This is a genomic window from Serratia sp. Sp408, assembly GCF_057180665.1.
Map to the genome: position 1 here is coordinate 1,687,387 of NZ_JBXUFT010000001.1, position 25,051 is coordinate 1,712,437.

Below are 25,051 nucleotides of genomic sequence, written 5' to 3' on the forward strand. Positions count from 1 at the left end.
ACCATGGCTTTGTTAGACTTTTTTCTGTCCCGCAAAAAATCGACAGCCAGTGTAGCCAAGGAACGGCTGCAGATTATCGTTGCAGAACGTCGTCGCGGGGACAGTGAGCCCCCGTATCTGCCTGATTTGAAACGCGACATTCTGGCGGTAATCTGCAAATACATTCAGATCGACCCTGAAATGCTCCACGTTCAGTTTGAGCAGAAAGGGGACGATATTTCGGTACTTGAACTTAACGTGACGTTGCCGGAATCGGAAGAAGCAGCTAAATGATTGCGACGCATTAATTACCCCCTGTATATTTTTTGCAGGGGGTAACTGTATATGCATCCAGATAAATCGTATTTTGACAGTAATTTCCACGCGTTTATTGTTTGAGATTAATCCCAATTAATTTCGCGTCAACTTTCTTTAAAGTTGAGAATGGTCCAAAAATATCCGGTCAGATTATCCAGCAACAAATGTACGGAGCAAAGACTGTTTCCCCTGCCCCGTTACTTTTATCGTTTAATTAATAATTCTTCAGAATAGCCTGCAAAGGTTCGGCTAATAATTCCGCACGCCAACCACTGATTAATTCCGGCAGACCGTCGCCGTTTTTCAATTTCCAGTGCCAATTGAGCAACTGGTTGATCTGACGTCGCGATGCCAACAGCTCGCTGCTGAGACCGCTTTGTTCGCTGACGGTAACGATCGCCGCCTTGATATCCTTGAACACTTTCTTGTAACCAGGCTGGTCGATCAGGCTCGCGACCGGTGGCGGCAACGCGCTCTCGTCCATCTGGTTGGCTTCCTCGACCAGCGCCAGCAGGGTTTTACCGTGATAGCGAATTTCCGGACCACTCAGGCCAAGGGCATCCAGCTCCCCCAACGACCCCGGCATATGACGCGCTACCGCCCACAGATTTTCTTCACGCACCACAAAATTAACCGCCAGATCGCGTTCACGCGCCTGACGCAACCGCCACTCCGCCAGCTTTTGCAGACAGCCCAACTGACGCGCGCGCAGCTGCCAGGCGTTGGTGATTTCACGGTAGGCCAGTTCCGGCGCCAGCGTTTCGCTGCGGCGTTGGCACAACAGCAGGCACTCGCTGCTGGCGGCAGCGGTCCAGCCGGCCTGTTCGGTTTCCTGCACCAACTGCCTGGCCATCGGCAACAGATAAAACACGTCGGCGGCGGCATACACGCACTGGCGTTCGGTCAATGGACGCGCCAGCCAGTCGGTACGCGATTCGCTTTTATCCAGTTCGACCTGCATGTATTGCGCCACCAGAGTGGCAAAACCGCACGACAGCGGCTTGCCGGTAAAGGCGGCCAGGATCTGCGTATCGACCAGCGGAGTGGGCAACGTATTGAAGGCGTTCAAAAACACCTCCAGATCTTCGCTACCGGCGTGCAAGAACTTGACCACTGCACTGTCGGCCAGCAGATCGACAAACGGCTGCCATTGTTTGATTGGCAGTGGATCAATCAGGGAGAGTTGTTCACCATCGTATAACTGGATCAGGCCTAACTGCGGATAGTAGGTACGCGTTCTGACAAATTCGGTGTCGAGCGCAATCTGCGCATGTTTTCTTGCCTGTTCGCAGACCTGCTGCAATCCGGCGTCGGTAGTGATCAACGTATAATTCAAAACATCATTCTCTTATTTCGGTTCAAACACAACAACGCCGGCATTCACCGGCGTTGTTGATGCAAAGGGACAAGCAAGGCGTCAGGCGGCATCAGCGGCCTTTGGCTTGTTCTGCTCGTCACGCAGTTCTCGCCGCAAGATCTTGCCAACGTTGGACTTTGGCAATTCGTCGCGGAACTCAACAATTTTAGGCACTTTATACCCGGTCAGATGCCGACGGCAATGCGTCAGCAGCTCATCAGCGGTCAGTGAGGCATCCTTCTTCACTACGCACACCTTCACCGCCTCACCGGAAACGTCGCTCGGCACGCCAATCGCCGCGCACTCCAGCACTTTGGCATGCTGACTGACCACCTCTTCGATTTCGTTCGGATATACGTTGAAGCCTGACACCAGGATCATGTCCTTCTTGCGATCGACAATGCGGATAAACCCGTCATTATCGACCGTAACGATATCGCCGGTCGCCAGCCAACCGTCCTTCAACACTTCATCCGTTGCTTCCGGGCGCTGCCAATAGCCTAACATAACTTGCGGCCCTTTGACCCACAGTTCACCCGGTTCGCCCGGCGCAACATCATTGCCGTGCTCATCCACCAGGCGCACGTCGGTCGACGGCACTGGCAAACCGATGCTGCCGCTGTAATGTTTCAGATCGTAGGGGTTGCCAGCCACCAGCGGCGCGCACTCGGTCAGGCCATAGCCTTCCAGCAAATGTTTGCCGGTGGTTTTTTCCCATTTGTCCGCCACCGATTTCTGCACCGACATGCCGCCGCCGACCGAGAAACGCAGGGTCGAGAAATCGAGTTTGTGGAAGTCGTCGTTATTCAGCAGCGCATTAAACAAGGTATTTACCCCACTCATGGCGGTGAACGGGTATTTGGCCAGTTCTTTTACCAGACCGGGAATATCACGCGGGTTGGTGATCAGCAGGTTGCGACCACCCAGATCGATGAATAACAGGCAGTTCACCGTTAGTGCAAAAATGTGATACAGCGGTAACGCCGTCACCACCAGCTCCTGACCGTCACGGAACAGCGGCGCATAGGCCGCCTTGGCCTGCTCCAGATTGGCCTGCATGTTGCGGTGGGTCAGCATCGCGCCCTTGGCAACCCCGGTGGTGCCACCGGTGTATTGCAAGAACGCCAGATCGGAATTAATGATGTCCGGTTTTACATATTGCAGCCGGCGACCGCGTTGCAGCGCGGCGCGAAACGAGATGGCATCCGGCAGGTGATACTTGGGCACCAACCGTTTGATGTACTTCACCACAAAATTGACCAGCGTGCCTTTGGCGGCGGAAAGCTGATCGCCCATCCGCGTCAGGATTACGTGCTTGATCTGGGTTTTGAATACCACTTTTTCCAGCGTATGGGCAAAGTTGGATACGATGACGATCGCCGCCGCCCCGCTGTCGTTCAACTGGTGTTCCAACTCGCGCGGCGTATAAAGCGGATTGACGTTGACCACCACCATGCCGGCGCGCAAGACGCCAAACAGCGCAATCGGGTATTGCAACAGGTTGGGCATCATCAACGCCACACGGTCGCCCTTCTGCAAACCGAGTTCATTTTGCAAATAGGCGGCGAAAGCCCGGCTGCGCTCTTCCAGCTTGCGGAAAGTCATGACCTCGCCCATGTTGATAAAGGCTGGCTGATCTGCGTAGCGCAGCGCCGCGCTTTCGAACATTTCAACCAAAGACGAATGGCGATCGGCGTCGATTTCTGCCGGAACATCTGCCGGGTAACGTTTTAACCAGACCTTGTCCAAGGTATTACTCCTGAAATCATTACTAATAATCATCGCAGCCCCCAAACACGCAGCCGAACTTTAACAATATTTTAACTCAGCGTACCAGTTTGCGTTTTAAACAATATTCAGGTTGCGATGTAGGTCACTAATTGCCGGCGGATCCTGGTGCCAAAAGAAAAGGGCGGCATCTAAGCCGCCCTCATCACAATAAAAATCTTCGCGTAACTTACTCGGTAACGATAGTCTGCACCTGTGCTGGCCCTGGATTGTACCAGCCATAGCCTGCGCCCCAACCCGGTCCCCACGGCCCGCTACGCCATCCCCATGGCCCCATCGGCGCCGGCGGCATGACGATCTGCTGCGTCAGGTGCCAGCGTTTGTAACCGCTGGCATTCATGGTAATGAATTTATACGGCGTGGCGCCAATTTTTCCGGGGCGCACACCGGTAATCGGCCCAACCACGGTGACCAGTTGCCCTTTGAAATCCGTCGGCTCCAGGAAACCGTTCACCGTTGCCAGCAGCCGCCCCTGAGAAGGTTCGCCCAACGTCGGTCGAGCGCCGTTGTCCAGAGGTACCGCCGCAATCTCCAGCACCGTTTTGCCCTGCTCGTTGTGCACGCTGATGACGTTACCGCCAAAACGCGCTTCAGCACCGGTAAACAGGCTTGGTGCGTTTTGCACCGATGCCAAATCCGTCACCGGCGTCGGCGAGCTCCCCTTGATCGCATCCGGAACCGTTACACAGCCGGATAACAGCAGCGCGCCGCAGGCCATGGCCAGCAGCGACAGTTTATTGGTAGCAGTACGGATTATCATGTCGCAATCTCCTGAAATTTCTGTAACTTCGACTGCGCTTTTGGCAGCAAGTTGCAGACAATTTCATCCTTGATTCAAGGTTGGCGCAATAACAGGCAATTATTCACGGCCCGGTAGTTTTTTCCATGTCACTTCATTACGCAAATAGGTCGGCTCGGCGTTTTCCACGCTGCACGCCAGCCCCTGCTGCCAGGCAAGCAGCGCCAGCGGTAACATGTCTTCGGCCTGCGGCAATAGCATTTGCCCGTCGCGCAGCGTAACTGGCGTGCCGGCCAGCAGATCGGGATAGGTTTGCCAGCCGGTGCCGACCTGCGCCCACTCCCCTTGCAGCCGTTGTGCACGTTCCAGCACCTGCTGCGGCGACAGCACCGCTTCGGGCTGGCTGTCATGCCAGCTGCCATCGAGTTGGCGTTCAAAACCGCCCCAATACACCTCGCCCATCCGAGCGTCGATCGCCGCCAGCACGCGCTCGGCGCCGGTCATGCGCCAGGCACCCTGCGCCATGGTTTGCAAGGTCGAAATGCCGAGCATCGGCAGATCGGCGCCCAATGCCAGCCCTTGCGCGATGCCAATGCCGATACGCACGCCGGTGAAGCTACCAGGGCCACGGCCAAAGGCCAGCGCATCAAGCTGGGACAGCGCCAAACCGGATTGCGCCAATATCTGTTGTACCAGCGGTAATATGCGTTGCGTATGCTCGCGTGGGCAGAGTTCGAACAAGGCGTGGGTTTCACCTTGATTCCACAGGGCGACGGAACAGGCTTCCGTCGCCGTATCAATCGCTAAAATTCGCGGGGACATACCAACCTCAGGCGGGAGAAAACAGGGCGCGCATTGTAGCACAGCACAAAAGTCACGACTATTGCGCCTTGAGGAAGGCGATAGCCTGCGCCAGATCGCGGGTGCGCGGCGTTGGCGGCAAACTGTTGAGAAATACCTCGCCGTACGGGCGCATCACCAGACGGTTGTCGCAAATCACCAACACACCACGATCGTCGGTGTCGCGGATCAAACGGCCAACGCCCTGCTTGAGGGTAATCACCGCATCCGGCAACTGTACGTCATTGAATGGATCGCCGCCGCGCAGGCGACAATCCTCGATACGCGCCTTGAGCAATGGATCGTCCGGCGAGGTAAACGGCAGTTTATCGATAATCACGCACGACAGCGCATCACCGCGCACGTCAACCCCTTCCCAGAAACTGCTGGTCGCCACCAATATCGCATTGCCGGCCTCGACAAACTGCGCCAGTAATTGGCCCTTGCTGGTTTCACCCTGCAGCAATACCGGCAGCGTCATCGTGGCGCGAAACTCTTCGGCCAGTTCGCGCATCATCTGGTGCGAGGTGCATAAAAAGAAGCATCGCCCCTGGTTGGCTTCAATCATCGGCCGCAGCATACGCGCCAACTGACGCGCCCCGCCGGGCTGATTGGGCGAAGGCAGATTGCGCGGCACACACAGCAACGCCTGATTGGCATAATCAAACGGGCTGGGCAACAGCAGCGTTTTGGCCTTGTTCAAGCCAAGCCGGTCGGTAAAGTGGCTCATCTGTTCGTTTACCGACAGCGTGGCCGAGGTAAAAATCCAGGTCCCCGGCTTGTCGTCCAGCAATTCGCGAAAGCGTTCGGCGACCGTCAGCGGCGTCAACGCCAAAACAAAATGACGCGAATTACATTCATACCAATAACTGAAGCCCGGTTCGTCGACATTTTTCAAGCGCTTGAGGCGAGCCCGGTATTGGGTGGCACGTTCGAACGCCGCGTCCAACAGCGCCGAGCGGCCAAGGGACAGTTTGACCACGTCATAGCACAGCTCCAGCGCATCATCGAGCAGTACCAAGGCGCGCTGCACGTTGGGCTGGTTCAATACCTCACGCAGATTGCCGCGAAAACCCGGTTCCCCCAGCGCCAAGCGGAAATCCTGGGTACTCTGGTTCAGGCGGTCGGCGCTTTTTTGCAATTGGGCCGAATCGCGTACCTCAGTGCGATAAGCGATAGTAATGTCTTTGGCTAAATCCATTAACTGACGACTGGTGAGCTGCTTGCCGAAATATTGGCTGGCAATGTCCGGGATCTGATGGGCCTCATCGAAAATCATCACTTCCGCTTCGGGGATCAGTTCCGCAAAGCCGCTTTCCTTTACCACCATGTCGGCCAGAAAAAGATGATGATTGACCACCACCACGTCGGCATCCATCGCCCGGCGGCGTGCCTTGACCACGAAGCAGTCTTTGTACAGCGGGCAGTCGCTGCCCAGGCAGTTGTCGTTGGTGCTGGTCACCAGCGGCCAGACAAAACTGTCTTCCGCCACGTCGCTGCAGGTGCTGATATCGCCTTCTACCGTTTGCGAAGACCAGCCGCGCAACCGCACCAGGTCAATCAACGTCTGACCGGCCAGCTCTCCGCCGGCCATCGACTGCTGCTCCAGCCGCTCCAGGCACAAATAGTTGGAGCGCCCTTTCAACAGCGCCAGCTTGCCTTTGAATTTCAGCGCTTTGGCCATGGTGGGTAAATCACGTGTATACAGCTGATCCTGTAACGCTTTGGAACCGGTAGAAATGATCACTTTGCGCTTGGCGCGCAGCGCCGGTGCCAGATACGCGAAGGTTTTACCGGTGCCGGTGCCCGCCTCCACCACCAGTTCCTGCTTGAATGTAATCGCTTCGGTAACCGCTTCGGCCATCAGCCGCTGCGCTTCACGCGGTTTAAAGCCGCTGATTGCCTGCGCCAGGGCGCCGTCTGTTGCGAAATCGTCTGCCACACTATCTCTCTGCCGGGAAAATTCAACTGTGATTATATACACATTCGGCGCCGCCGTGCAGGGTGCAGCAACCCGCGCCGTGCTGTGTTACCCTAGGCGCGATGATGATATGGAGATAACCGAATGAATATTGAACGAATTGATCCTGAACAGCGCTGGTCGGAAGCGGTCATCCACAACGGCACCGTCTATTACACCAGCGTACCGGAGAATCTGGACGACGACGCCACGGCGCAGACCGCCAATGCGCTGGCGGCAATAGACGTGCTGCTGGCCCGCGTCGGTTCCGACAAAAGCCGCATTCTCGACGCCACCATTTTCCTGGCTGACGGCGCCGACTTTGCCGCCATGAACGCGGCGTGGGATGCCTGGGTGGTTCCCGGCAGCGCCCCGGTTCGCTGCACGGTGCAAGCCAAATTAATGAACCCGAAGTACAGGGTTGAAATCAAAATCATTGCGGCCCAATAAAAAAACCGCGGACAGCATCCCCCGTCCGCGGCCATATTACAGCGCCCTGGTGGCGCTTTTATCATGCCAGTTTGATAATCACCATGCCGGCCAGCAACAGCGCCAGGCCAAACCAGCCCTTGGCATTCAGCCGTTGACCAAACAGGATCCAGCCGGCGGCGATCGTCGCGGCGATACCAAAGCCACCCCACAGCGCATAGGCCACCGACAGATCGATACCTTTCACCGCCTGCGCCAGCGCGCTAAACGCCCCTAACACCGACAGCAATGACAGCAGTCCCAGCCAGATTTTACGAAAACCGTCAGACATTTTCAGGAAGATATTGGCGACAATTTCCAGCACGATGGCCAACGCCAGGAATCCAATGTGATACCACTCAAGCTGTTGCATGATGGTCACCTCGCGCGTTCGCCGAGTCAGTCGCCTTGCGGGTACCTGACTTTACCAGCAGAATGCCGACAATCAGTATCGCCAGCCCTGCCACCTTCAGTGCAGAGATCGGCTCATCGAACCACATAACGCTGAACAGGGTAATAAACAGGATGCCAATGCCTTCCCACAGCGCATAGGCCACGCCCAGCGCCACCCGCTTGATGGCTAATGACAGCAGCACATATGAGGTGGTGATCATCACATACATCACCAGGTGACCAGTGATACTGTCGGTTACACTGGCATATTTCATCGACAGCGTACCAATGATTTCAGCCACAATGGCCATGCCTAAAAAAATCCAATAAATCATAAAAAATCTCCCAAACGGCGAATAACGCACGCAAAGGCGTATTTATCCCGATTTATCTCGTACAAGCGGCACAAGGCACGCAGAGATCCCTGGGGATAAACTGACCCAAACGTAATAAAATGGTTTGCCCGGCCATGCCCATTGACGTGTGACAGGTTGCCACGTCAGCGGTACCGGTTAAGGGAGAAAGGCGCTATAGCTCGCTACACCAGTGATGTTCACTGGCAAGAATGGCAGACAGGAAAAGCTGACAAGGAGAAGTTTTTAGGGTGGTTCGATTAAGTATCATCATAATGTTGTTCTCTATCTTCAGCCGCACACTAACGGGTAACACCACGTGCGATTTGCCCAATATCCTCATCAAGGTAAATTATTTAACCTGAATAGTTGTACCATAGCAAAATTAATAAATCAAACCGACATTTTGACATTTAGATAAAAAAAACAGTTTATAAATAAGAAAGTTAATGTTTTCAAAAATAAAAAAAGACTCAGATTTACATCTGAGCCTTGCAATACATTCGGCAATCGCCAACTGCAGCGACAGCCTGCACCCCGAGCCTTAGCGCAGCATCTGCTTGATGCTGTCCAGCAACCACGCCACCTCTTCGGTTCGGGTTTCTCCGCTGTGCGGATCGATGATCGAACTGTAAACGTGAGGCATCACCTTTTCGACTCCGGCATCAAGACAGGTTGCCAATATCGGCCGGAAGTTTTGCGTATCAATCCCGCCTGTCGGTTCGATCATGGTCATGCCATGGCGTACGCAACTTTCAGCCAAGGCGCGTAGTTCTGCCAAAGACGATAACCCTGCCATGGGGAAGAACTTGGCCGCATGCCCTCCCAGGTCTAGGATCATCGCCACCGCGCTGTCGCAGCTCACCACGGCAGGCTCGCCCTGGCTGCTGTGAACGCCGGTGGAAATGATCACCTTGCCTGGCGTACCGGTTGGCGAGATCAGAGCATTAATGCAGGTATTGCTGATGCCTCGCGCCGCCAGTGCTCCAGCGGCAAAACCACAGCCGGTGAAGGTTTGGTTGACGTGTGCCGGCGCCGTGGCTGCGGCAATCATGGCCGCCTTATAAAACTGTGCCGCCGATCCGGCCCCCAGACCAACGGAAATCGCCGGGATATGCGCCATCCAGCGCTTCACCTCCGCCACGCCCTGTTCAACGTCAGTGAACTGCGCCGAGATTACCCCCACTGCCGCATGCCCTTCGGCGGCATGGTGTACCTGTAGCGCATTGGGAATGTCCTTCGCCAGCACGTTGATAGCCACCCGCCCCCGGTAAAAATCAAGCTGTTGCATATTGCCCCCTGGCCTGTTGCACTATTTCCTGCAGACGCGCCACGATCAACGGCCAGTCATCATCCCGCACCCCTCGAGGATCGAGGCTGAAGATACCTTGATTCAGCCAGTAATGGCGGGTATAGATAGCCACTTCACCAGTACGCAGTTGCTGTTCTACCTGATAGGCAGTTAAACCCAGGGTGGAAGCGTCCACACTCACCCGCAGGCGATAAATCGCCCGCCCGGCCTCATCTTGTTCGATCTCCGCCTGCAGGCCCGACAACGCTGAAATCTGTTGTGCCAATTCATTCAGCGCGGGTAATTGGCGGCTCCAGTCCGGCTGATGTTGCTGATAATGATCCAGCGCCATCACCAGTCCTACCATGTTCTCTTTACCAATCTTCATCGCACGGGCAATACCGTTATGCTGGGCCTTGCAGCAGGCGATCCACTGCCGGTCGCCGGTAACAAAACCCGAGGTAGGCGCATCCAGCGCTTTCGCTCCGCTATACACCACCATGTCGGCGCCAGCAGCCACGTAAGCTCGCAGATCCTCTTCGGCTGCCGCATCGACAATCAGCGGCACTCCGGCCTCACGGGCCAGCGCGACAAAATCGCTCAGCGCAACCATACCTTTTTGTACACAGTGATGTGACTTGACGTAAAACAGCGCCGCCGTCTGCGCCGTAATCGCCTTTGCCAGTTGCCAGCGGGCCGCCAGATTGCTTTGCCCCACCTCAACCACCCTGCCGCCCCCTAACCGGATAGCGGTGGTGATCGGCGCACCGTAGTCAATATTGTGACCACGCAGCATAACGATTTCATTGGCCAAACCTTCACTGCACGGCATCTGCGCCACCCGATCCGGCTCTCCCCGGGTAATGGCTGCCGCGACGGCAATAGCCACTCCGGCAGAGGCGCAGGACGTCACATAGCTATCTTGCGCGCCGGTATGCCGAGAAATGAGTTCGCCAACCCGATCCACCAGCGCATCAATTTCCACAAAGGCTGATGCCGCTTCGGCCGTCGCCGCCATTACCTCGCTTGGCACCGAAGAAACCCCAAGGATGGTCATCTTGCCGCTGGCATTGATCACCCGTTTCAGCCCGAGCCGTTGATAAATGTTCATCATTGCTCCGTTACAAAATGCCCAGCAAGGAACACACCACGCTCAGTACCACCACCGAAAGCAGGATAGTGGTATAGCGGGGACCTTTTTTGACCAGATAAAAGTAGATAGAAAACACCGCGGCCAGCGGTAACAGGCCGGGGGCGATGGAATCCAGGATCTGCTGCACCACCACCTCGGAGCCTTCCAGCGCGCTGATTTTCAGCGGCGAGGTGATCTTGACGTAGCTGGCAGACAGTGCCCCCATCATGATCAACCCGAGTACGTTGGCCCCGTAGATCAACTCTTTTATCTTGCCCCCTTGCAGCAGACCAATGATCGACTCCCTGCCCAGCGTGTAGCCTTTGTGGGCCAGGCCATAGCTGATCGCCAGAGTAATGGCGGTATACAGCACCACCGGCATAATGCCGCCCATAGCGCTGCCGTTGGCCGCAAAGGGAATGAAAATGGCGATCAGCAACGGCATAATCGCCGCCCAGACCACCGAGTCGCCAATCCCGGCCAGCGGCCCCATCAGACCGGTTTTGATGCCGGTGATAGACGAATCTGAAATCGGCTCACCGTGGGTCTTCTGCTCCTCCATGGCGATGGCCACCCCCTGGATCACCGCACCGAAAGTCTGTTCGCTGTTAAAAAAGTTCAGGTGGCGTTTCAGCGCTTCAACCTGCTCTTCCTTCTGTGGATAGAGCTTTTTAATAATTGGCGTCATGGAGGCGCAGAAAATCAGGCTCTGTAAACGCTCGTAAGAATTGGAAACTTCGGCGCCCAGCCAGTATATAAACCAGGCTTTGGTGATGTCCCGCTTGGTCAGGACGTTGGTTTGCCGCGCCCTTTCCACCAGTTCGTGTTGCATGATGTCGCTGCTCATGATCAGGCCTCCTCACCTTTAGCCATGTTTTTAACCAGGAATGCCGCGCAGGTACCGAAGATGGCCATCGCCATGATGTCGACCTTGAGGTACAGCACCGCGAAGAACCCGGCAATGAAGTAAGGCAGCAGGCTCTTCTTGCCAATAACCATGATGGTGATCGCAAAGCCCAGCGCAGGCAGGATACCGCCCATGATTTCGAACGAGTGGGTCAGCCAATGTGGCATCAGTGCCAGGAATTTCTCGACCACGCCCTGGCCAAAATAGTTGGCGGCGAACACTACCGGGAAGCGGATCACCAGGCCAAGCAGGGCCGGATAAAGGAAGGCGCAACGCATGATCCCGCCGATATTGGCCTCTTCCGCATGCTTATCGGCCATATGCACCCAGACGGCGTTCACGGTACGGCGTAACTGGTCAACAAACACGCCAATCACCCCAAATGGAATTGCCAACGCGATCGCCAGATTGGGATCCATCCCCGCTTTCACGGCGATCGGCAGGGCGATACACGCCGCCAACGCCGGATCTGAAGGGACGTTGCCCCCCGGTGTCGAGGTGACGCCCAGATACACCAACTGCATCCCGGCGCCGATAATCATCGCCGTTTTCATATCCCCCAGCAGGAAGCCGACGAATACCGCAATGGCGATGGGCTGCACCAGCATCCCCGAGAGGGTGTAGCCCAGACGCAGGCGGGCAAACCAGTAATACAGCCCCATACAGATGGCAACGGTCAAGTTATCCATGTTATTGCTCCTAATCGATCAGATGCCGAATATCAGAACTTCTTCAAAATATCTGCCAGTGCCTGTGGCTTGTCTTCCGGGATGGTCTGGAAGAACACCGTCACGCCGCGTTGCTGTAAATCACGCAGGATCGCCACATCCGCCTCATCCAGGGTAATGTTCTGGAACACCGCTTTACGATTCGGCCCACCGCCCAGACCACCTACCTGAATATTTTTCACCTCAAACCCGTCGACCACCGCCTGTTGCACCGTCGCCAGGTTAGGGAACAGCACCAATACGTTGCCCTCTCCCAGTTGGTTCTCCTGCCACGCCGCTGCAAAGCTCCGGTTGCCATAGCAATCCACTTTCACATTCGGCGGCGCAGCCATCAGGTAAATACTTTTCATAAACGGATCGGCTTCCAGCTCATCGCTGACTACCGCGATACGGTTAGCCTGTGATTGCCCAACCCACTTGGTGACGACCTGACCGTGGATCAGACGGCTGTCAATACGGCATAAAACGATGTTGGCCATAATTATTTTTCCCCTGATGTTATTGATTTAATTTGTTTAACTACGTCGAGGCAGCTGTTGCGCCCCAGTTCAACCAGCTCATCGAGATGGTTGAGAAGATTGCCCTGTTCGCGTAAATCGATGGCGGCCAGCAGCAAGGTGGCGTTCAGACCGGAAATCACGCCGATGGCGTAGTCCCGGCTCAGGCGAGCCGCCACGTTTGAGGTAGTGCCACCGATAAAGTCGGTGAGGATCAATGAGCCCTCCGGCATGGTTTTCACCTGCTGTTCAACGCGCTGTTGGAACTCTGCCAGTGTGTCGACCGGCATCAGCGCGATAGCGAATACCCCGTGGGTTTCGCCAATCACCATGCGGACGCTTTCACTCAGTTGTTGGCCCCAGCCGCCGTGGGTCAGTAGTAAAATCTGTGGTAATGCAGCCAAAATGGCCTCCTGGCAATCGATTGAAAGTCATTGAGAATTTCTGTTCGCTACGCGATTCATTAAAGACATAGCAATGCCTGTGCCAATTTTGTGGCACATCGGAGGGCGGTCAGAGGAAAGCGGGCCATCAAGGCCCGTCATCGGGGGATTTAGCGGTAGAGGAGCTCGTAGATATAAAAATATTCTGCATCGGACAGGCGGATAAAATAGGCGCGCTCAATCGGCGAAAACGCGTCTTTAATGACAGAAAACGCCTGTTGGTCGATATCCTGCTGGGCATCCAGGGCAATCTGTAACGGTTTGTGGCTTAAAACGATACGCTCCACCATGCAACAGCAGTGGATCAGAAAGCGAAGTGTCACCTGCCTAGAAGGCTGCAGATCCAGCGAGCGGCAAATCTGGTGCAACACCGCTTCAATCTCTTGCAGAATACGTTGCGGATTGAGCACGGAAATATGGTTGATGATGCTCTCCAGCGTCAGCGCGCTGATAAAGCGCATTGAACAACGCTCAACCTGCAACTGGCGTTCTGCACTGCCAAGTTCCGGGTTCAATAGACTGAGCACCAGCTCCGGCCCCTGCTCGGAGAACAGCTCTTCCAGCGCGATAAACGGGATATCCGGCAAGCCGGGCTGGAAGGTGCCCACGATGCCCACCAGGCGTTCGTTACCGCCTATCGCCTGGCGCAAGCGCTCAAGGCTGCGCACTTCGTTGTAATCCACCAGCACCATGCGGGTGTCTTCCGCCATCAGTTCACCAAAACTTTCCTCCAGCACTTTCTTGATCTTCACCGCCGTGCCCATCCCGGTAATACAGGAGATTGCCAACACCTTGCCGGTGTCATCTTCACGCTGATCGTATAGCTGATGGTCAATCCCTTTGCTGGCCATCAGTTCCATCAAGGGGGCAAAATCACTGGTTTCATAGGTCAGGTCCAGGCCAATCTCCAGCAACGCCCCCATGGTGATGTTCTGGATCAGCAGCACGTCGATGTGGAACAGTTTGCTGACGGTGCTGGCAAAGTGCACCAAAGAGCCGATATCCACAATCAGAATCAGGCGTTGATAGCGCTTTTCCCGCAGCGTGGCGATCAGTAATTCCAATGTGTCATGCACCGACTGTTCAAACGGCATATCGATGGCGGTAAACAGCTCGCATTCCAGAACTCGATTGACATAGTGCGCCATACTGCTGGCCGTGGTGGTGCCGTGGCCGATCAGCATGGCGCCACAGTCTGGGCTAACCTGTTTGCGCTGGCGGAAACTGCGACACTCTTTCAAAAACAGGCACAGGTAGACGATTTCCGTTGATGGGCATTGGATATGGAAGATTTCATTGATTTTGCGGCATAGCTGATTGGCGTTGTCGTATTCATCCTTGCAGTAATCCAGTATCAGGCTCGAGGAATACAGATTGGGGATCAGGCCTTTCTGTACATAGGAAAGCAGCGCCAGCAGATGTTTACGCAGATGGCCTGCCATATTCTGCGGCAGCGGGAAACCCAACACCTGTTCGATGCAACTGCTCAACAAGATGATGCGTTGCTCGACCTGGCCGCCATAATACCGCTCTTCGCTTTCCCCGCCGGTGCGGCTATACAACCCATATTCAAAAATGGTGCGTAACTTGTTCTTCAGGATCGACAGGGTTTCCTGCGGCGGCACGTTGCTGTTGCGCAGGTTGACGTATTCACGTGTCAGATAGGTATAAAACAGATCGCTGTCCTGCTCGTTGCTTAGCGCACTCAGATGCTGCTTGAGCTGCTCCAGCGGCTGCGAACTGATATCCAGATATTCCTGCTGACCAAATAGCGCATCGACCAACAGGCGGCTACTGGCGCTGGCGGAGTGCGGCACATCCATCAGTCGCTTATCCAGCAACAATCTTGGGCTGTTGTGGCCCATGCCGCTAGCCCAGGCCTGGGCGCAGAGAAACTGGATATCACTCTTGAGTTGGCCGATATTGCCGCTCAGTGGTTTCTTCAGCAGATACAGCAATAACCCTTTATCCAGGCGAATAATGCGGCCAATCTTGCGGCTCTCAAGCTGTAAGAAACCGGTAATGATTTCTACCTGCTCCTCCAGTGAACGTTCGCGCAGCGCCGGTATGGCAATCGACACCTGAATACGTCGCAGAAAAGTGCGTAGCAGCGTTGAGTCCGGACTTTCGGTGGTGGCACAAATCAGCCGTACGCTGATAGGCCGGGCCTTGTCGCTGGAACCCAGCGGCCGGTATTCGCCTTTATCAAGGATCGAAAACAGTTTCTCCTGTCCTTCGTAGGGCAGACGGTGCACTTCATCGAGTAACAGAAAGCCACCGTCAGCCTGTTCGATCAGGCCACGTTTACTTTCGATCGCGCCGGTAAACGCGCCCTGCTTGTGGCCAAAAAGATGGGATGAAAGCAGCTCCGGGTTATGGGCATACTCGGCACAGTTGAAATACACCAGCGGGATCTGGCGCTGCGGCTGTTGCGCCATGGCGAACTGGTGCATCACCTCGGCAAAAAAGGTTTTCCCCACCCCGGAAGGCCCGGTGAGCAGCACATGCAATCCACCAGGATACAGCACCGCCGCCTTCCCCTTTTCTACCGACAGCCGCAGGCTGCGATCGTAACCAATCACCGTATCAAAAGGGTCATCACTGGCTGACTGCGACAGGGTTTTGGCGGGTAATAGCGCCAGCAAATCCCTGGCCTCCAAGCGGTCATCCGACAGTGGTTGCTCAATCAACTGCTCGCAGACAGCCCGGTGCAAAAACAGTACCGGACGGGATTTAATCTTGATAACCAACCGCTCTGCGTGCAGCTGGTTGAGATCTTTACTGACGGAGTTACGCGCTAACCCCAGGTTGAAAGCAATAGTCTCGGCGGCGAAACCGCCGGCGCTGAGTTCAAGGTTTTCCCGGTTAAGCGTAAGGGTAAGACGTTCCAGCTCCTGGCGAACCGCATCTTTACGTTTCATTTTAACCCGTTGTTATTATTAATTATAAACAAGAAAGAGCAGGCAACTGACAAGCTGACAATCGACCTGAGAAAAAGTCATCCTAATACAGGAAGATGGAAAACAACCACCGCTAAGTGTCAGGTTGTAGCAGAGACAGGTAAAAAAAGCCGAGCTCTGCCGATAGCCGGCAACGCCCTGTATGGTGGGATTTGCTCGTTTCCAACCGACTCACAGAGCACAAATCGGCGGAATGACAGACATAAAAAATGCCAATCACAGAGGATTGGCATCGGTTGCAGCAACGGCAGATTTAGGCGGACGCGCCGCTGACCGCTTCGCGCGCCAGTTCGGTGATACGTGCGTAGTCGCCTTTTTCCAGCGCCTCCGCCGGCACCAGCCACGAACCGCCAATGCACAGTACGCTTTTCAGCGCCAGGTAATCACGGTAATTGCTCGGCGAAATACCGCCCGTCGGGCAGAAACGCACCTGCGGGAACGGACCGCCGATCGCCTGCAGCGCCTTCACGCCGCCGTTGGCTTCCGCCGGGAAAAACTTGAACTCACGCAGACCATGATCCATACCCAACATCAGTTCCGACACGGTGCTGATACCTGGAATCAGCGGTATCGAACCGGCGGTTGCCGCCTGCAGCAGGTCAGCGGTCAGGCCCGGACTGATGGCGAACTGTGCACCAGCCTCGGTCACCTCTTGCAACTGCCGGGCGTTCAGCACCGTGCCGGCACCGATAATCGCTTCCGGCACCTGTTTGGCGATCGCCCGTATGGCATCCATCGCGCAGTCGGTGCGCAACGTCACTTCCAGTACGCGTACGCCGCCGGCAACCAGTGCTTGGGCCATCGGCACCGCCTGTTCCAGTTTGTTGATCACAATCACGGGTACCACCGGGCCGGCGGTCAGGATCTGTTCTGCACTGGTTTTCCAATTGGTCATCATCGTTATCTCCACTCTGTGAGGTGTAATGTATGGCACGTCCCTGCCACGGGATGTTGCGACATCGGTCGCAAGCCTCCGGCCGTACCCTCAAGCCACATACTGCAGGCAAAAAAAACCGGCAGACCAGCTGCCGGCGGATGGTTTATTCGAACTCGTTCCAGGAACGGCCGTCGCGGGTAATCATCGCTACCGAAGCAACCGGCCCCCAGGTACCTGACTGATATGGCTTCGGCGCTTCGTTGTCGGCTTTCCACGCGTCCATGATGGAGTCGACCCACTTCCAGGCTTCCTCAACCTCGTCACGGCGCACGAACAGTGCCTGAATACCGCGCATGGTTTCCAGCAGCAGGCGCTCGTAGGCGTCCGCCACGTGCTCCTGGTTGAAGGTCTCAGAGAAGCTCAGATCCAGTTTGGTAGTTTGCAGACGGTGTTTGTGATCCAGACCCGGCACCTTGTTCAATACCTGGATTTCGATCCCTTCGTCCGGCTGCAGGCGAATGGTCAACTTGTTCTGCGGCAGTTGCTGATAGGAGTCGCTGAACAGGTTGAGCGGTGGGTTCTTGAAGTATACTACCACTTCGGAACATTTGGTCGGCAGGCGCTTGCCAGTACGCAGATAGAACGGTACGCCAGCCCACTGCCAGTTATCGATATCAACCCGAATGGAAACGAAGGTTTCAGTATTGCTGCTTTTGTTGGCTCCCTCTTCTTCCAGGTAGCCCGGCACTTTTTTGCCTTGCACAAAGCCCGCAGTGTACTGACCACGCACCGTGGTTTCACGCACGTTGGTCTGATCGATGCGGCGCAACGAACGCAGCACCTTGACCTTTTCGTCGCGAATACGGTCGGTGGTCAGATCCGCCGGCGGCGACATGGCGATCATGGTCAATACCTGCAGCAGGTGGTTCTGGATCATGTCGCGCATCTGTCCGGCCTGGTCGAAATAGCCCCAGCGCCCCTCAATGCCCACTTCTTCCGCCACGGTGATCTGCACGTGATCGATAGTGCGATTATCCCAGTTAGAGGCAAATAGCGAGTTGGCGAAACGCAGCGCCAACAGGTTCAGCACCGTCTCTTTACCGAGATAATGGTCGATGCGGTACACCTGGCATTCGTTGAAGTACTCCGCCACCTGATCGTTAATCACCCGTGATGAAGCCAGATCGGTACCCAGCGGTTTTTCCATCACCACTCGCGCCGGCTCGGCGTTCAACTTGGCTTCACCCAACCCTTTGCAGATTGCGCCAAAGGTGCTGGGCGGCATGGCAAAATAGTTGATGGTGGCACGATTTTTCTGGTCCAGCATTTTGCCGAGCTTGGAGAAATTCTTGCTGTCGTTAACGTCAAGATTGCAGAAATCCAGACGTGCGCTCAGCGTGGCCCAGAGTTCTTCGTTCAATTCTTCTTTCATAAAGGTGGCGAGCGCTTCTTTAACCACCTTGACGTAGGTATCTTTATCCCACTCGGCGCGGCCCACCCCGATAATGCGGGTATCCGGGTGGATATGGCCGGCTTTTTCTAATTGGTACAGGGAAGGCAGCAGCTTACGACGCGCCAGATCGCCTTTCGCGCCGAAAATAACCAGGTCACACGCCTGGGCTGTAGAGGTTACCGCCATGTTCATCTCCTCGTTGCAGGATATTTGTAATTTTCTTACATTACTAATGTACTCTCTTTGCCTACGGCCAGTAAACCCGGATCAAAAGCAGAAAAAAAGACGGATAAACCCGAGGGTTAAGCATTAGGCGGCGCGGTGGCCGCGCATGATGACACAAACTGTAATTTTCTGTCTTTTTTGACACTCTTTTACCATTATGAAAGTTAGACACAGCTCATATTCTGGTGAAAAATTCCAGCAAACGCTCTGTCGCTACTGCCAACGGTTACCAGCACGTAGTATATTTTCATTAAACCGGCATTGATGTCTCCTTTGATTGAAATCGTTACCACCAATCGATCTCATCTCTGGGGCAAAAAACCATGAGTGACTCCCGTTATATGAATACGCTGGAAAAAATCCAGAGCCATCTGGACATCCTGAGCAAGTCTGAAAGGAAAGTCGCCGAGGTCATCCTCGCATCGCCACAAACGGCAATACATTCCAGCATCGCCACCTTGGCACGCATGGCCGATGTCAGTGAACCTACCGTCAATCGCTTTTGTCGCCGGCTGGATACCAAAGGGTTTCCCGATTTCAAACTGCATTTGGCGCAAAGCCTGGCGAACGGTACGCCATATGTAAACCGCAACGTTGAAGAAGACGACAGCGTCGACGCTTACACCAACAAAATCTTTGAATCAGTGATGGCCAGTCTGGATACTGTAAAGGCAAGTCTGGATGTTGCCGCCATCAATCGTGCGGTCGACCTGCTTACCCAGGCTAAAAAGATCTCTTTCTTTGGCCTTGGCGCCTCTGCCGCGGTGGCGCATGACGCCATGAACAAGTTTTTTCGTTTCAATATCCCAGTGGTCTACTTTGACGACATCGTGATGCAACGCATGAGTTGCATGAATTCCAGCGAAGGCGACGTCGTGGTGCTGATCTCCCATACCGGCCGTACCAAAAACCTGGTGGAAATGGCGCAACTGGCGCGAGATAATGACGCCACCGTCATCGCCATCACCTCACACGATACGCCATTGGCGCACGCAGCCACGCTCGCCCTGCTGCTCGACGTACCGGAAGACACCGACGTTTATATGCCCATGGTATCGCGGATCGCGCAATTAACGCTCATTGACGTGCTGGCAACCGGATTTACCTTGCGTCGAGGGGATAAATTCAGAGATAACTTGAAGCGGGTCAAGGAAGCGCTGAAAGAATCGCGCTTTGATAAGGGCGCGGTTATCCCAAACAATTTCGATGCGTAATCGAAACCAAAACCTGTTGAAAGCAGGACCAATGCCGACTATTTGATCGGCAGCATTATAGTCTGTAACGTACCAATACGCTCATGCGGGTAACATCAGTGTAGTTAAATTAGCGTTCACACCTGGCTTTGTTATCCGATGTTTATCGCAACACCTTATTTGCTTCACCAGTCAACGGAGTAAGACATGTCCAGACGGCTCAGAAGAACCAAAATTGTTACCACACTGGGTCCGGCTACTGACCGCGACAATAATCTGGAAAAGATCATTGCTGCCGGCGCCAACGTAGTTCGGCTCAACTTTTCCCACGGCACTGCGGAAGATCACCAGGCTCGTGCGGACAAGGTGCGTGAAATTGCCGCCAAACTTGGGCGTCACGTGGCTATCCTCGGCGATCTTCAAGGGCCAAAAATCCGTGTCTCCACCTTCAAGGAAGGCAAGATCTTCCTGAACATCGGCGATAAATTCCTGCTCGATGCCAACATGGCGAAAGGCGAAGGCGATAAAGAAAAAGTCGGTATCGACTATAAAGGCCTGCCTGCCGACGTGGTGCCGGGCGACGTGCTGCTGCTGGATGACGGCCGCGTTCAGCTAAAAGTGCTGGAAGTGCAAGGCATGAAAGTATTCACCGAAGTGACCGTCGGTGGCCCGTTGTCAAACAACAAGGGCATCAACAAGCTGGGCGGCGGTCTGTCTGCCGAAGCGTTGACGGACAAAGACAAGGCCGACATCGTCACCGCCGCCAAAATCGGCGTCGACTACCTGGCAGTATCCTTCCCGCGTACCGGCGAAGATCTGAACTATGCTCGCCGTCTGGCGCGTGATGCCGGCTGCAACGCCAAAATCGTCTCCAAAGTCGAACGCGCAGAAGCCGTCTGCACCGACGAAGCGATGGACGATATCATTCTGGCATCCGATGTGGTGATGGTAGCCCGCGGCGATCTGGGCGTAGAAATCGGCGATCCCGAACTGGTCGGCATCCAAAAGAAACTGATCCGTCGTGCCCGTACGCTGAACCGCGTCGTGATCACCGCCACCCAGATGATGGAGTCGATGATCACCAACCCGATGCCAACCCGCGCCGAAGTGATGGACGTGGCGAACGCGGTGCTGGATGGCACCGACGCCGTAATGCTGTCTGCGGAAACCGCCGCCGGCCAATACCCGGCAGAAACGGTAGCGGCAATGGCGCGAGTCTGCCTGGGCGCAGAGAAAATCCCAAGCATTAACGTCTCCAAACACCGTCTCGAGGTGCAGTTCGACAATATCGAAGAAGCGATTGCCATGTCTTCGATGTATGCCGCCAACCACCTGAAAGGCGTCACCGCCATCATTGCCATGACCGAGTCTGGCCGCACCGCGCTGATGATGTCACGTATCAGCTCCGGGCTGCCCATCTTCGCCATGTCTCGCCATGAGCACACCCTGAACCTGACCGCCTTGTATCGCGGCGTGACGCCGGTGTACTTCGACAGTCACACCGATGGCGTAGCGGCGGCCAATGACGCCATCAATCGTCTGCGTGACAAAGGCTATCTGTTGTCCGGCGATCTGGTGATCGTCACCCAGGGTGACGTGATGAGTACCGTCGGTACCACCAATACCAGCCGCATCCTGCGCGTTGAGTAGTTCGCTGTTTAATGCCGGTCACTGACCGGCATTTTCCTCACTGTTGTTCCACACTATCATTGCCTCACTCCATACAGAGAGCAGCGCGTATGCTTCATCAACATACCCCAAGCACCGAGAACGCCTCGTCAGCGCATCTTGACCGTGACGGACAGGCACTGACGCATATCGATCCACTGGCACTGCAGGGATCGCAGCTGCGTAAAATCAGCCTGTATGACAACCGCCTCACGATATTCCCGCAGCAAATATTCGATCACACAAATTTGCAGGTGCTGAATATTTCATGCAATCAACTGACGCAGTTGCCGCAGCAGATCGGGCTATTACGCCAGTTGGAAATGCTGGATTTCGGCCACAACCAGGCGACACAGATCCCCGATGAGATCGGTCAGTTAACCCAGCTACGGTATCTCTACCTGAGCGATAACCATTTTAGTGATTTACCCCACACCCTCGGCCAGCTAGGCGAGTTGCGCTACCTGAACGTCACCGATAACCGTTTGGCCGCAGTGCCGACGGCGGTGTGGCAATTGGGCAATCTGCAGGAGCTGCGGCTGTACAACAATGCCATCACCAGCCTGCCCGCTGCGATCGGCCGGTTAACCAGGCTGCGCGAACTGCACCTGATGAAAAACCGCCTGAGTGAGCTGCCGGCAACCATTGCCGAGTTAACCGCGCTAAACGTGCTTGATGTTGCAAACAATGCCATTGAGCGACTGCCCGATTCGTTTGGCCAGTTAAGCCAACTGCGTGAGCTGAATTTACGCTTTAATGCGCTAACGCATTTACCCGAAGCGTTTTGCCAACTTGGCGCGTTGCAATCGCTGGACTTGCGCGCCAATCGCCTCAGCACGCTGCCTGCCGGTATGGCAGAGATGAAAAATCTGCGCAGGCTGGATTTACGCTGGAACGACTTCACACAGTATCCCGCGGTGCTCGACAGCCTGATTGCACAAGGCTGTCTGGTACACGTTTGAAATCACCCGGCAAAAAAAAGGCGCCACTGGCGCCCTTTATCACGCTTCTCAGCGATCAACGGTATAAATCGTCACGGGAATAGGGCTCGATCTCCCCTTCTTTGCGCGTCTTCAGCAGTTTGAGGATCCAGGTGTATTGCTCTGGATTCGGCCCCACCAGATTCTCTACTTCCTCGTTCATGCGGCGGGCAATCTGATGGTCGTCGGCCTGTGCCAAATCATCCATCGGTGGACGGATATAAATATCCAGCATGCTGGTCTTGCCGTTGTAGACCGGGAACAGCGGCACAATGGCTGCACGGCAGACTTTCATCAGTCGCCCGACCGCCGGCAGGGTTGCCTTGTAGGTGGCGAAGAAATCGACGAATTCGCTGTGCTCGGCGCCGTGGTCCTGATCGGGCAAATAATAACCCCAGTAACCCTGACGCACCGAGCTGATAAACGGTTTGATACCGTCATTACGCGCGTGCATGCGGCCGCCAAATTTGCGACGTACCGCATTCCACAGGTAATCCACCAGTTGGTTGCGCTGGTTGTGGAACATCGCAGCCATCGGTTGGCCACGTGCCGCCATCAGCATCGCCGGAACGTCCACTGCCCAGCCATGGGGCACCAGAAAGATCACATTGCGCCCTTCGGCACGGATGTTATCCAGCACCTCTTCACCATGCCAACGCACGCGTTTCAGCACCCGTTGCGGATCGGTACACGCCAGTTCCGCCATCAGCACCATCGACTGCGGCGCGGTAGCGAACATTTCGTCAATGATATGCTCGCGATCGCTTTCCGAGACTTCCGGCAAACAGTACAGCAAATTTATCCGTGCACGGCGACGCGCGCCCTTGGCCACCTTGCCGGCCAGTTTACCCACGGCGCCCAGCACCGGGTCGCGCATGCGCGCCGGGATCAGCGATACGCCGGCCATCAGACCGGTTCCCAACCAAACGCCCCAGTAGCGTGGATGGAAGAAGGCTTTCTGAAATTGCGGGATGAACTCTACGTTCGATTTTTTATCGTTTTGCATGCACCAACTCTTAATTTAGCGGTTCGGCTAATAATAATTGCAGATGATGAATTTGCAATTAACCGTGGCGAAGCGCCAAAGAAAAACATCGGCCTGACAAGCAACTCAGGCCGATGAATGAAGATTTAGACCTCTGTCCTTACGGCGGGCACCTGCGGATTAATCCAGTTGCAACTGCGGTACCACTTCGCGCACCTGCGCCAGATAATCACTGCGATCCTTACCGCTCAGCCCTTCGGAGCGTGGCAGTTTGGCTGTCAACGGGTTCACCGCCTGCTTGCCAACCCAGAACTCGAAGTGCAGATGTGGCCCGGTTGAACGGCCGGTATTGCCAGACAGCGCGATGCGATCGCCACGTTTGACCTTCTGGCCCGGCTTGACCAGCAGTTTTTTCAGGTGCATATAACGCGTGGTGTATTGGCGACCATGGCGGATTGCCACGTAATTGCCCGCCGCACCGCTGCGCTTGGCGATAACCACTTCACCGTCACCGATGGCCAGCACCGGCGTACCGACCGGCATGGCGAAGTCAACGCCCTTGTGCGGCGCAACGCGACCGGTGACCGGGTTAATACGGCGCGGATTGAAATTGGAGGAAATACGGAACTGTTTCATGGTCGGGAAACGCATGAAGCCACGCGCCAGGCCGGAACCCTGACGGTCATAGAACTTGCCGTCTTCAGCGCGAATGGCATAGTAATCCTTGCCGCCGGAACGCAGGCGTACGCCAAGCAATTGGCTCTGTTCGCTCTTGCCTTCAAACTGCTCGCGCGACATCAACACCGAGAACTGATCGCCCTTGCGCAGCTTGCGGAAATCCAGCTGCCATTGCAGCGCCTTGATCACCGCGTTGATTTCGCTGCGGCTGAGGCCCGCTGCCGACGCGCTGCTGACGAAACTGCCCTTCAGGCTGCCGGCCAATACCTGGTTGCGCCATTCGCCCTTCTGGGTTTCTCTGCTTTCCTTGAAGTTGTTGCCAACACGATCGTACGTGCGGGTTTCACGGCGGGAGACTTCCCAGGTCAGTCGCTGCAGATCGCCGGCCTCGTTCACCGTCCACGACAGTTGCTGACCGATTTTCAGATTGCGCAGCTCGCGGTTTTGCGACGCCAACTGGGCGACGTCCGACATGTCGATGCCGTACTGAGTCAGGATGCTGCTGAGGGTATCACCGGTAGAAACCACATATTCATGCACGCCTTCCTCGCCGGCGACCTTTTGGTCCAGCTCATCCTGGGGGATGTCATCATCGGGAGTGGGTTGGTCGGCATCAATCGGCTCACTGGCCTCTGGCAATAGCGATCGTACCTGGCTTGCTTCCAGGACGACGTTCTTTACGATGGGATCCTGTTCTGGGTGATAAACAAAAGGCCGCCAAACGGCAACGGCCAAGGTAACCACTGTCAACGACCCCAGCATGACGCGGTGGGGTCGAGGCAGGTTGTTATACGCCAGAGCGATAGTTCGGACTATCTGCTGCACTCGATATTATCCTC

At 55.4% G+C, this 25,051-nt stretch carries 23 protein-coding genes; 5 read left to right on the forward strand and 18 right to left on the reverse strand.

What is annotated here, in order from left to right:
- Window positions 1-3 precede the first annotated feature (3 nt).
- The gene (gene minE, locus AC2AXP_RS07940) at window positions 4-273 is read left to right on the forward strand and encodes a cell division topological specificity factor MinE (protein WP_088499709.1); all 270 of its coding nucleotides are present in this window, start codon (window positions 4-6) and stop codon (window positions 271-273) included.
- Window positions 274-511: 238 nt separating this feature from the next.
- On the opposite strand, the gene rnd is transcribed toward minE, so the two are convergent.
- From rnd to yoaA, 5 genes are all read right to left on the reverse strand, one after another.
- Window positions 512-1,633: a ribonuclease D gene (gene rnd, locus AC2AXP_RS07945; RefSeq protein ID WP_004962192.1), complete on the reverse strand. Its 1,122-nt coding sequence runs from the start codon at window positions 1,631-1,633 to the stop codon at window positions 512-514.
- Window positions 1,634-1,714: 81 nt separating this feature from the next.
- On the reverse strand, window positions 1,715-3,403 hold the full coding sequence (gene fadD / locus AC2AXP_RS07950; RefSeq protein WP_039992038.1) for a long-chain-fatty-acid--CoA ligase FadD: 1,689 nt from the start codon (window positions 3,401-3,403) through the stop codon (window positions 1,715-1,717).
- A 208-nt stretch (window positions 3,404-3,611) separates the two neighbouring features.
- Window positions 3,612-4,202, reverse strand: coding sequence for a Slp family lipoprotein (locus AC2AXP_RS07955; protein WP_004962186.1), 591 nt, complete (start codon window positions 4,200-4,202; stop codon window positions 3,612-3,614).
- 99 nt (window positions 4,203-4,301) lie between these two features.
- The gene (gene tsaB, locus AC2AXP_RS07960) at window positions 4,302-5,003 is read right to left on the reverse strand and encodes a tRNA (adenosine(37)-N6)-threonylcarbamoyltransferase complex dimerization subunit type 1 TsaB (RefSeq protein ID WP_430299198.1); all 702 of its coding nucleotides are present in this window, start codon (window positions 5,001-5,003) and stop codon (window positions 4,302-4,304) included.
- A 58-nt stretch (window positions 5,004-5,061) separates the two neighbouring features.
- The gene (gene yoaA / locus AC2AXP_RS07965) at window positions 5,062-6,963 is read right to left on the reverse strand and encodes a DNA repair helicase YoaA (RefSeq protein WP_430299199.1); all 1,902 of its coding nucleotides are present in this window, start codon (window positions 6,961-6,963) and stop codon (window positions 5,062-5,064) included.
- Window positions 6,964-7,086: 123 nt separating this feature from the next.
- Here yoaA and AC2AXP_RS07970 point away from each other — a divergent pair, with 123 nt between their 5' ends.
- Window positions 7,087-7,431, forward strand: a complete 345-nt coding sequence (locus AC2AXP_RS07970; protein ID WP_004962179.1) for a RidA family protein — start codon at window positions 7,087-7,089, stop codon at window positions 7,429-7,431.
- Between the two features lie 61 nt (window positions 7,432-7,492).
- On the opposite strand, the gene mdtI is transcribed toward AC2AXP_RS07970, so the two are convergent.
- The 11 genes from mdtI to zwf form a co-directional block, all read right to left on the reverse strand.
- On the reverse strand, window positions 7,493-7,822 hold the full coding sequence (gene mdtI, locus AC2AXP_RS07975) for a multidrug/spermidine efflux SMR transporter subunit MdtI (RefSeq protein ID WP_004962177.1): 330 nt from the start codon (window positions 7,820-7,822) through the stop codon (window positions 7,493-7,495).
- Window positions 7,809-8,177 carry a multidrug/spermidine efflux SMR transporter subunit MdtJ gene (gene mdtJ, locus AC2AXP_RS07980; protein ID WP_004962175.1) on the reverse strand — a complete coding sequence of 123 codons (369 nt, stop codon included), beginning with the start codon at window positions 8,175-8,177 and terminating at the stop codon, window positions 7,809-7,811. The genes mdtI and mdtJ overlap by 14 nt, the downstream gene beginning before the upstream one ends.
- A gap of 562 nt (window positions 8,178-8,739) precedes the next feature.
- Window positions 8,740-9,486, reverse strand: a complete 747-nt coding sequence (dagF, locus tag AC2AXP_RS07985) for a 2-dehydro-3-deoxy-phosphogluconate aldolase (protein WP_004962172.1) — start codon at window positions 9,484-9,486, stop codon at window positions 8,740-8,742.
- Window positions 9,473-10,600 (reverse strand): D-glucosaminate-6-phosphate ammonia lyase, encoded by a 1,128-nt coding sequence (dgaE, locus tag AC2AXP_RS07990; RefSeq protein ID WP_198772861.1) that lies wholly within the window; start codon window positions 10,598-10,600, stop codon window positions 9,473-9,475. The genes dagF and dgaE overlap by 14 nt, the downstream gene beginning before the upstream one ends.
- 7 nt (window positions 10,601-10,607) lie before the next feature.
- A complete protein-coding gene (locus tag AC2AXP_RS07995) occupies window positions 10,608-11,468 on the reverse strand; it encodes a PTS system mannose/fructose/sorbose family transporter subunit IID (RefSeq protein WP_164844336.1) in 861 nt (286 codons plus the stop codon).
- Window positions 11,468-12,214, reverse strand: coding sequence for a PTS mannose/fructose/sorbose/N-acetylgalactosamine transporter subunit IIC (locus tag AC2AXP_RS08000; RefSeq protein WP_004962165.1), 747 nt, complete (start codon window positions 12,212-12,214; stop codon window positions 11,468-11,470). Before AC2AXP_RS08000 ends, AC2AXP_RS07995 begins: the two co-directional genes overlap by 1 nt.
- A 32-nt stretch (window positions 12,215-12,246) precedes the next feature.
- Window positions 12,247-12,732: a PTS sugar transporter subunit IIB gene (locus AC2AXP_RS08005; RefSeq protein WP_004962163.1), complete on the reverse strand. Its 486-nt coding sequence runs from the start codon at window positions 12,730-12,732 to the stop codon at window positions 12,247-12,249.
- A gap of 2 nt (window positions 12,733-12,734) precedes the next feature.
- Window positions 12,735-13,154, reverse strand: a complete 420-nt coding sequence (locus AC2AXP_RS08010; protein ID WP_233092240.1) for a PTS sugar transporter subunit IIA — start codon at window positions 13,152-13,154, stop codon at window positions 12,735-12,737.
- A gap of 149 nt (window positions 13,155-13,303) precedes the next feature.
- A complete protein-coding gene (gene dagR / locus AC2AXP_RS08015) occupies window positions 13,304-16,114 on the reverse strand; it encodes a transcriptional regulator DagR (RefSeq protein WP_484381530.1) in 2,811 nt (936 codons plus the stop codon).
- A gap of 292 nt (window positions 16,115-16,406) precedes the next feature.
- Window positions 16,407-17,048, reverse strand: coding sequence for a bifunctional 4-hydroxy-2-oxoglutarate aldolase/2-dehydro-3-deoxy-phosphogluconate aldolase (locus AC2AXP_RS08020; RefSeq protein ID WP_039992704.1), 642 nt, complete (start codon window positions 17,046-17,048; stop codon window positions 16,407-16,409).
- Between the two features lie 145 nt (window positions 17,049-17,193).
- Window positions 17,194-18,669 (reverse strand): glucose-6-phosphate dehydrogenase, encoded by a 1,476-nt coding sequence (zwf, locus tag AC2AXP_RS08025; RefSeq protein ID WP_039992033.1) that lies wholly within the window; start codon window positions 18,667-18,669, stop codon window positions 17,194-17,196.
- A 380-nt stretch (window positions 18,670-19,049) separates the two neighbouring features.
- Here zwf and AC2AXP_RS08030 point away from each other — a divergent pair, with 380 nt between their 5' ends.
- The 3 genes from AC2AXP_RS08030 to AC2AXP_RS08040 all read left to right on the forward strand — a co-directional run bounded on the left by AC2AXP_RS08030 (window position 19,050) and on the right by AC2AXP_RS08040 (window position 22,531).
- Entirely contained in the window at window positions 19,050-19,922 is an 873-nt protein-coding gene (locus AC2AXP_RS08030) for a MurR/RpiR family transcriptional regulator (protein WP_004962143.1), read from the forward strand.
- Window positions 19,923-20,108: 186 nt separating this feature from the next.
- A complete protein-coding gene (pyk, locus tag AC2AXP_RS08035) occupies window positions 20,109-21,551 on the forward strand; it encodes a pyruvate kinase (RefSeq protein ID WP_004962140.1) in 1,443 nt (480 codons plus the stop codon).
- Window positions 21,552-21,640: 89 nt separating this feature from the next.
- Window positions 21,641-22,531, forward strand: coding sequence for a leucine-rich repeat domain-containing protein (locus tag AC2AXP_RS08040; protein ID WP_004962137.1), 891 nt, complete (start codon window positions 21,641-21,643; stop codon window positions 22,529-22,531).
- Window positions 22,532-22,586: 55 nt separating this feature from the next.
- Here AC2AXP_RS08040 and lpxM read toward each other — a convergent pair whose 3' ends face one another.
- Entirely contained in the window at window positions 22,587-23,555 is a 969-nt protein-coding gene (gene lpxM / locus AC2AXP_RS08045) for a lauroyl-Kdo(2)-lipid IV(A) myristoyltransferase (protein ID WP_004962135.1), read from the reverse strand.
- A 159-nt stretch (window positions 23,556-23,714) separates the two neighbouring features.
- A complete protein-coding gene (gene mepM, locus AC2AXP_RS08050; RefSeq protein ID WP_039992031.1) occupies window positions 23,715-25,037 on the reverse strand; it encodes a murein DD-endopeptidase MepM in 1,323 nt (440 codons plus the stop codon).
- Between the last annotated feature and the right edge of the window lie 14 nt (window positions 25,038-25,051).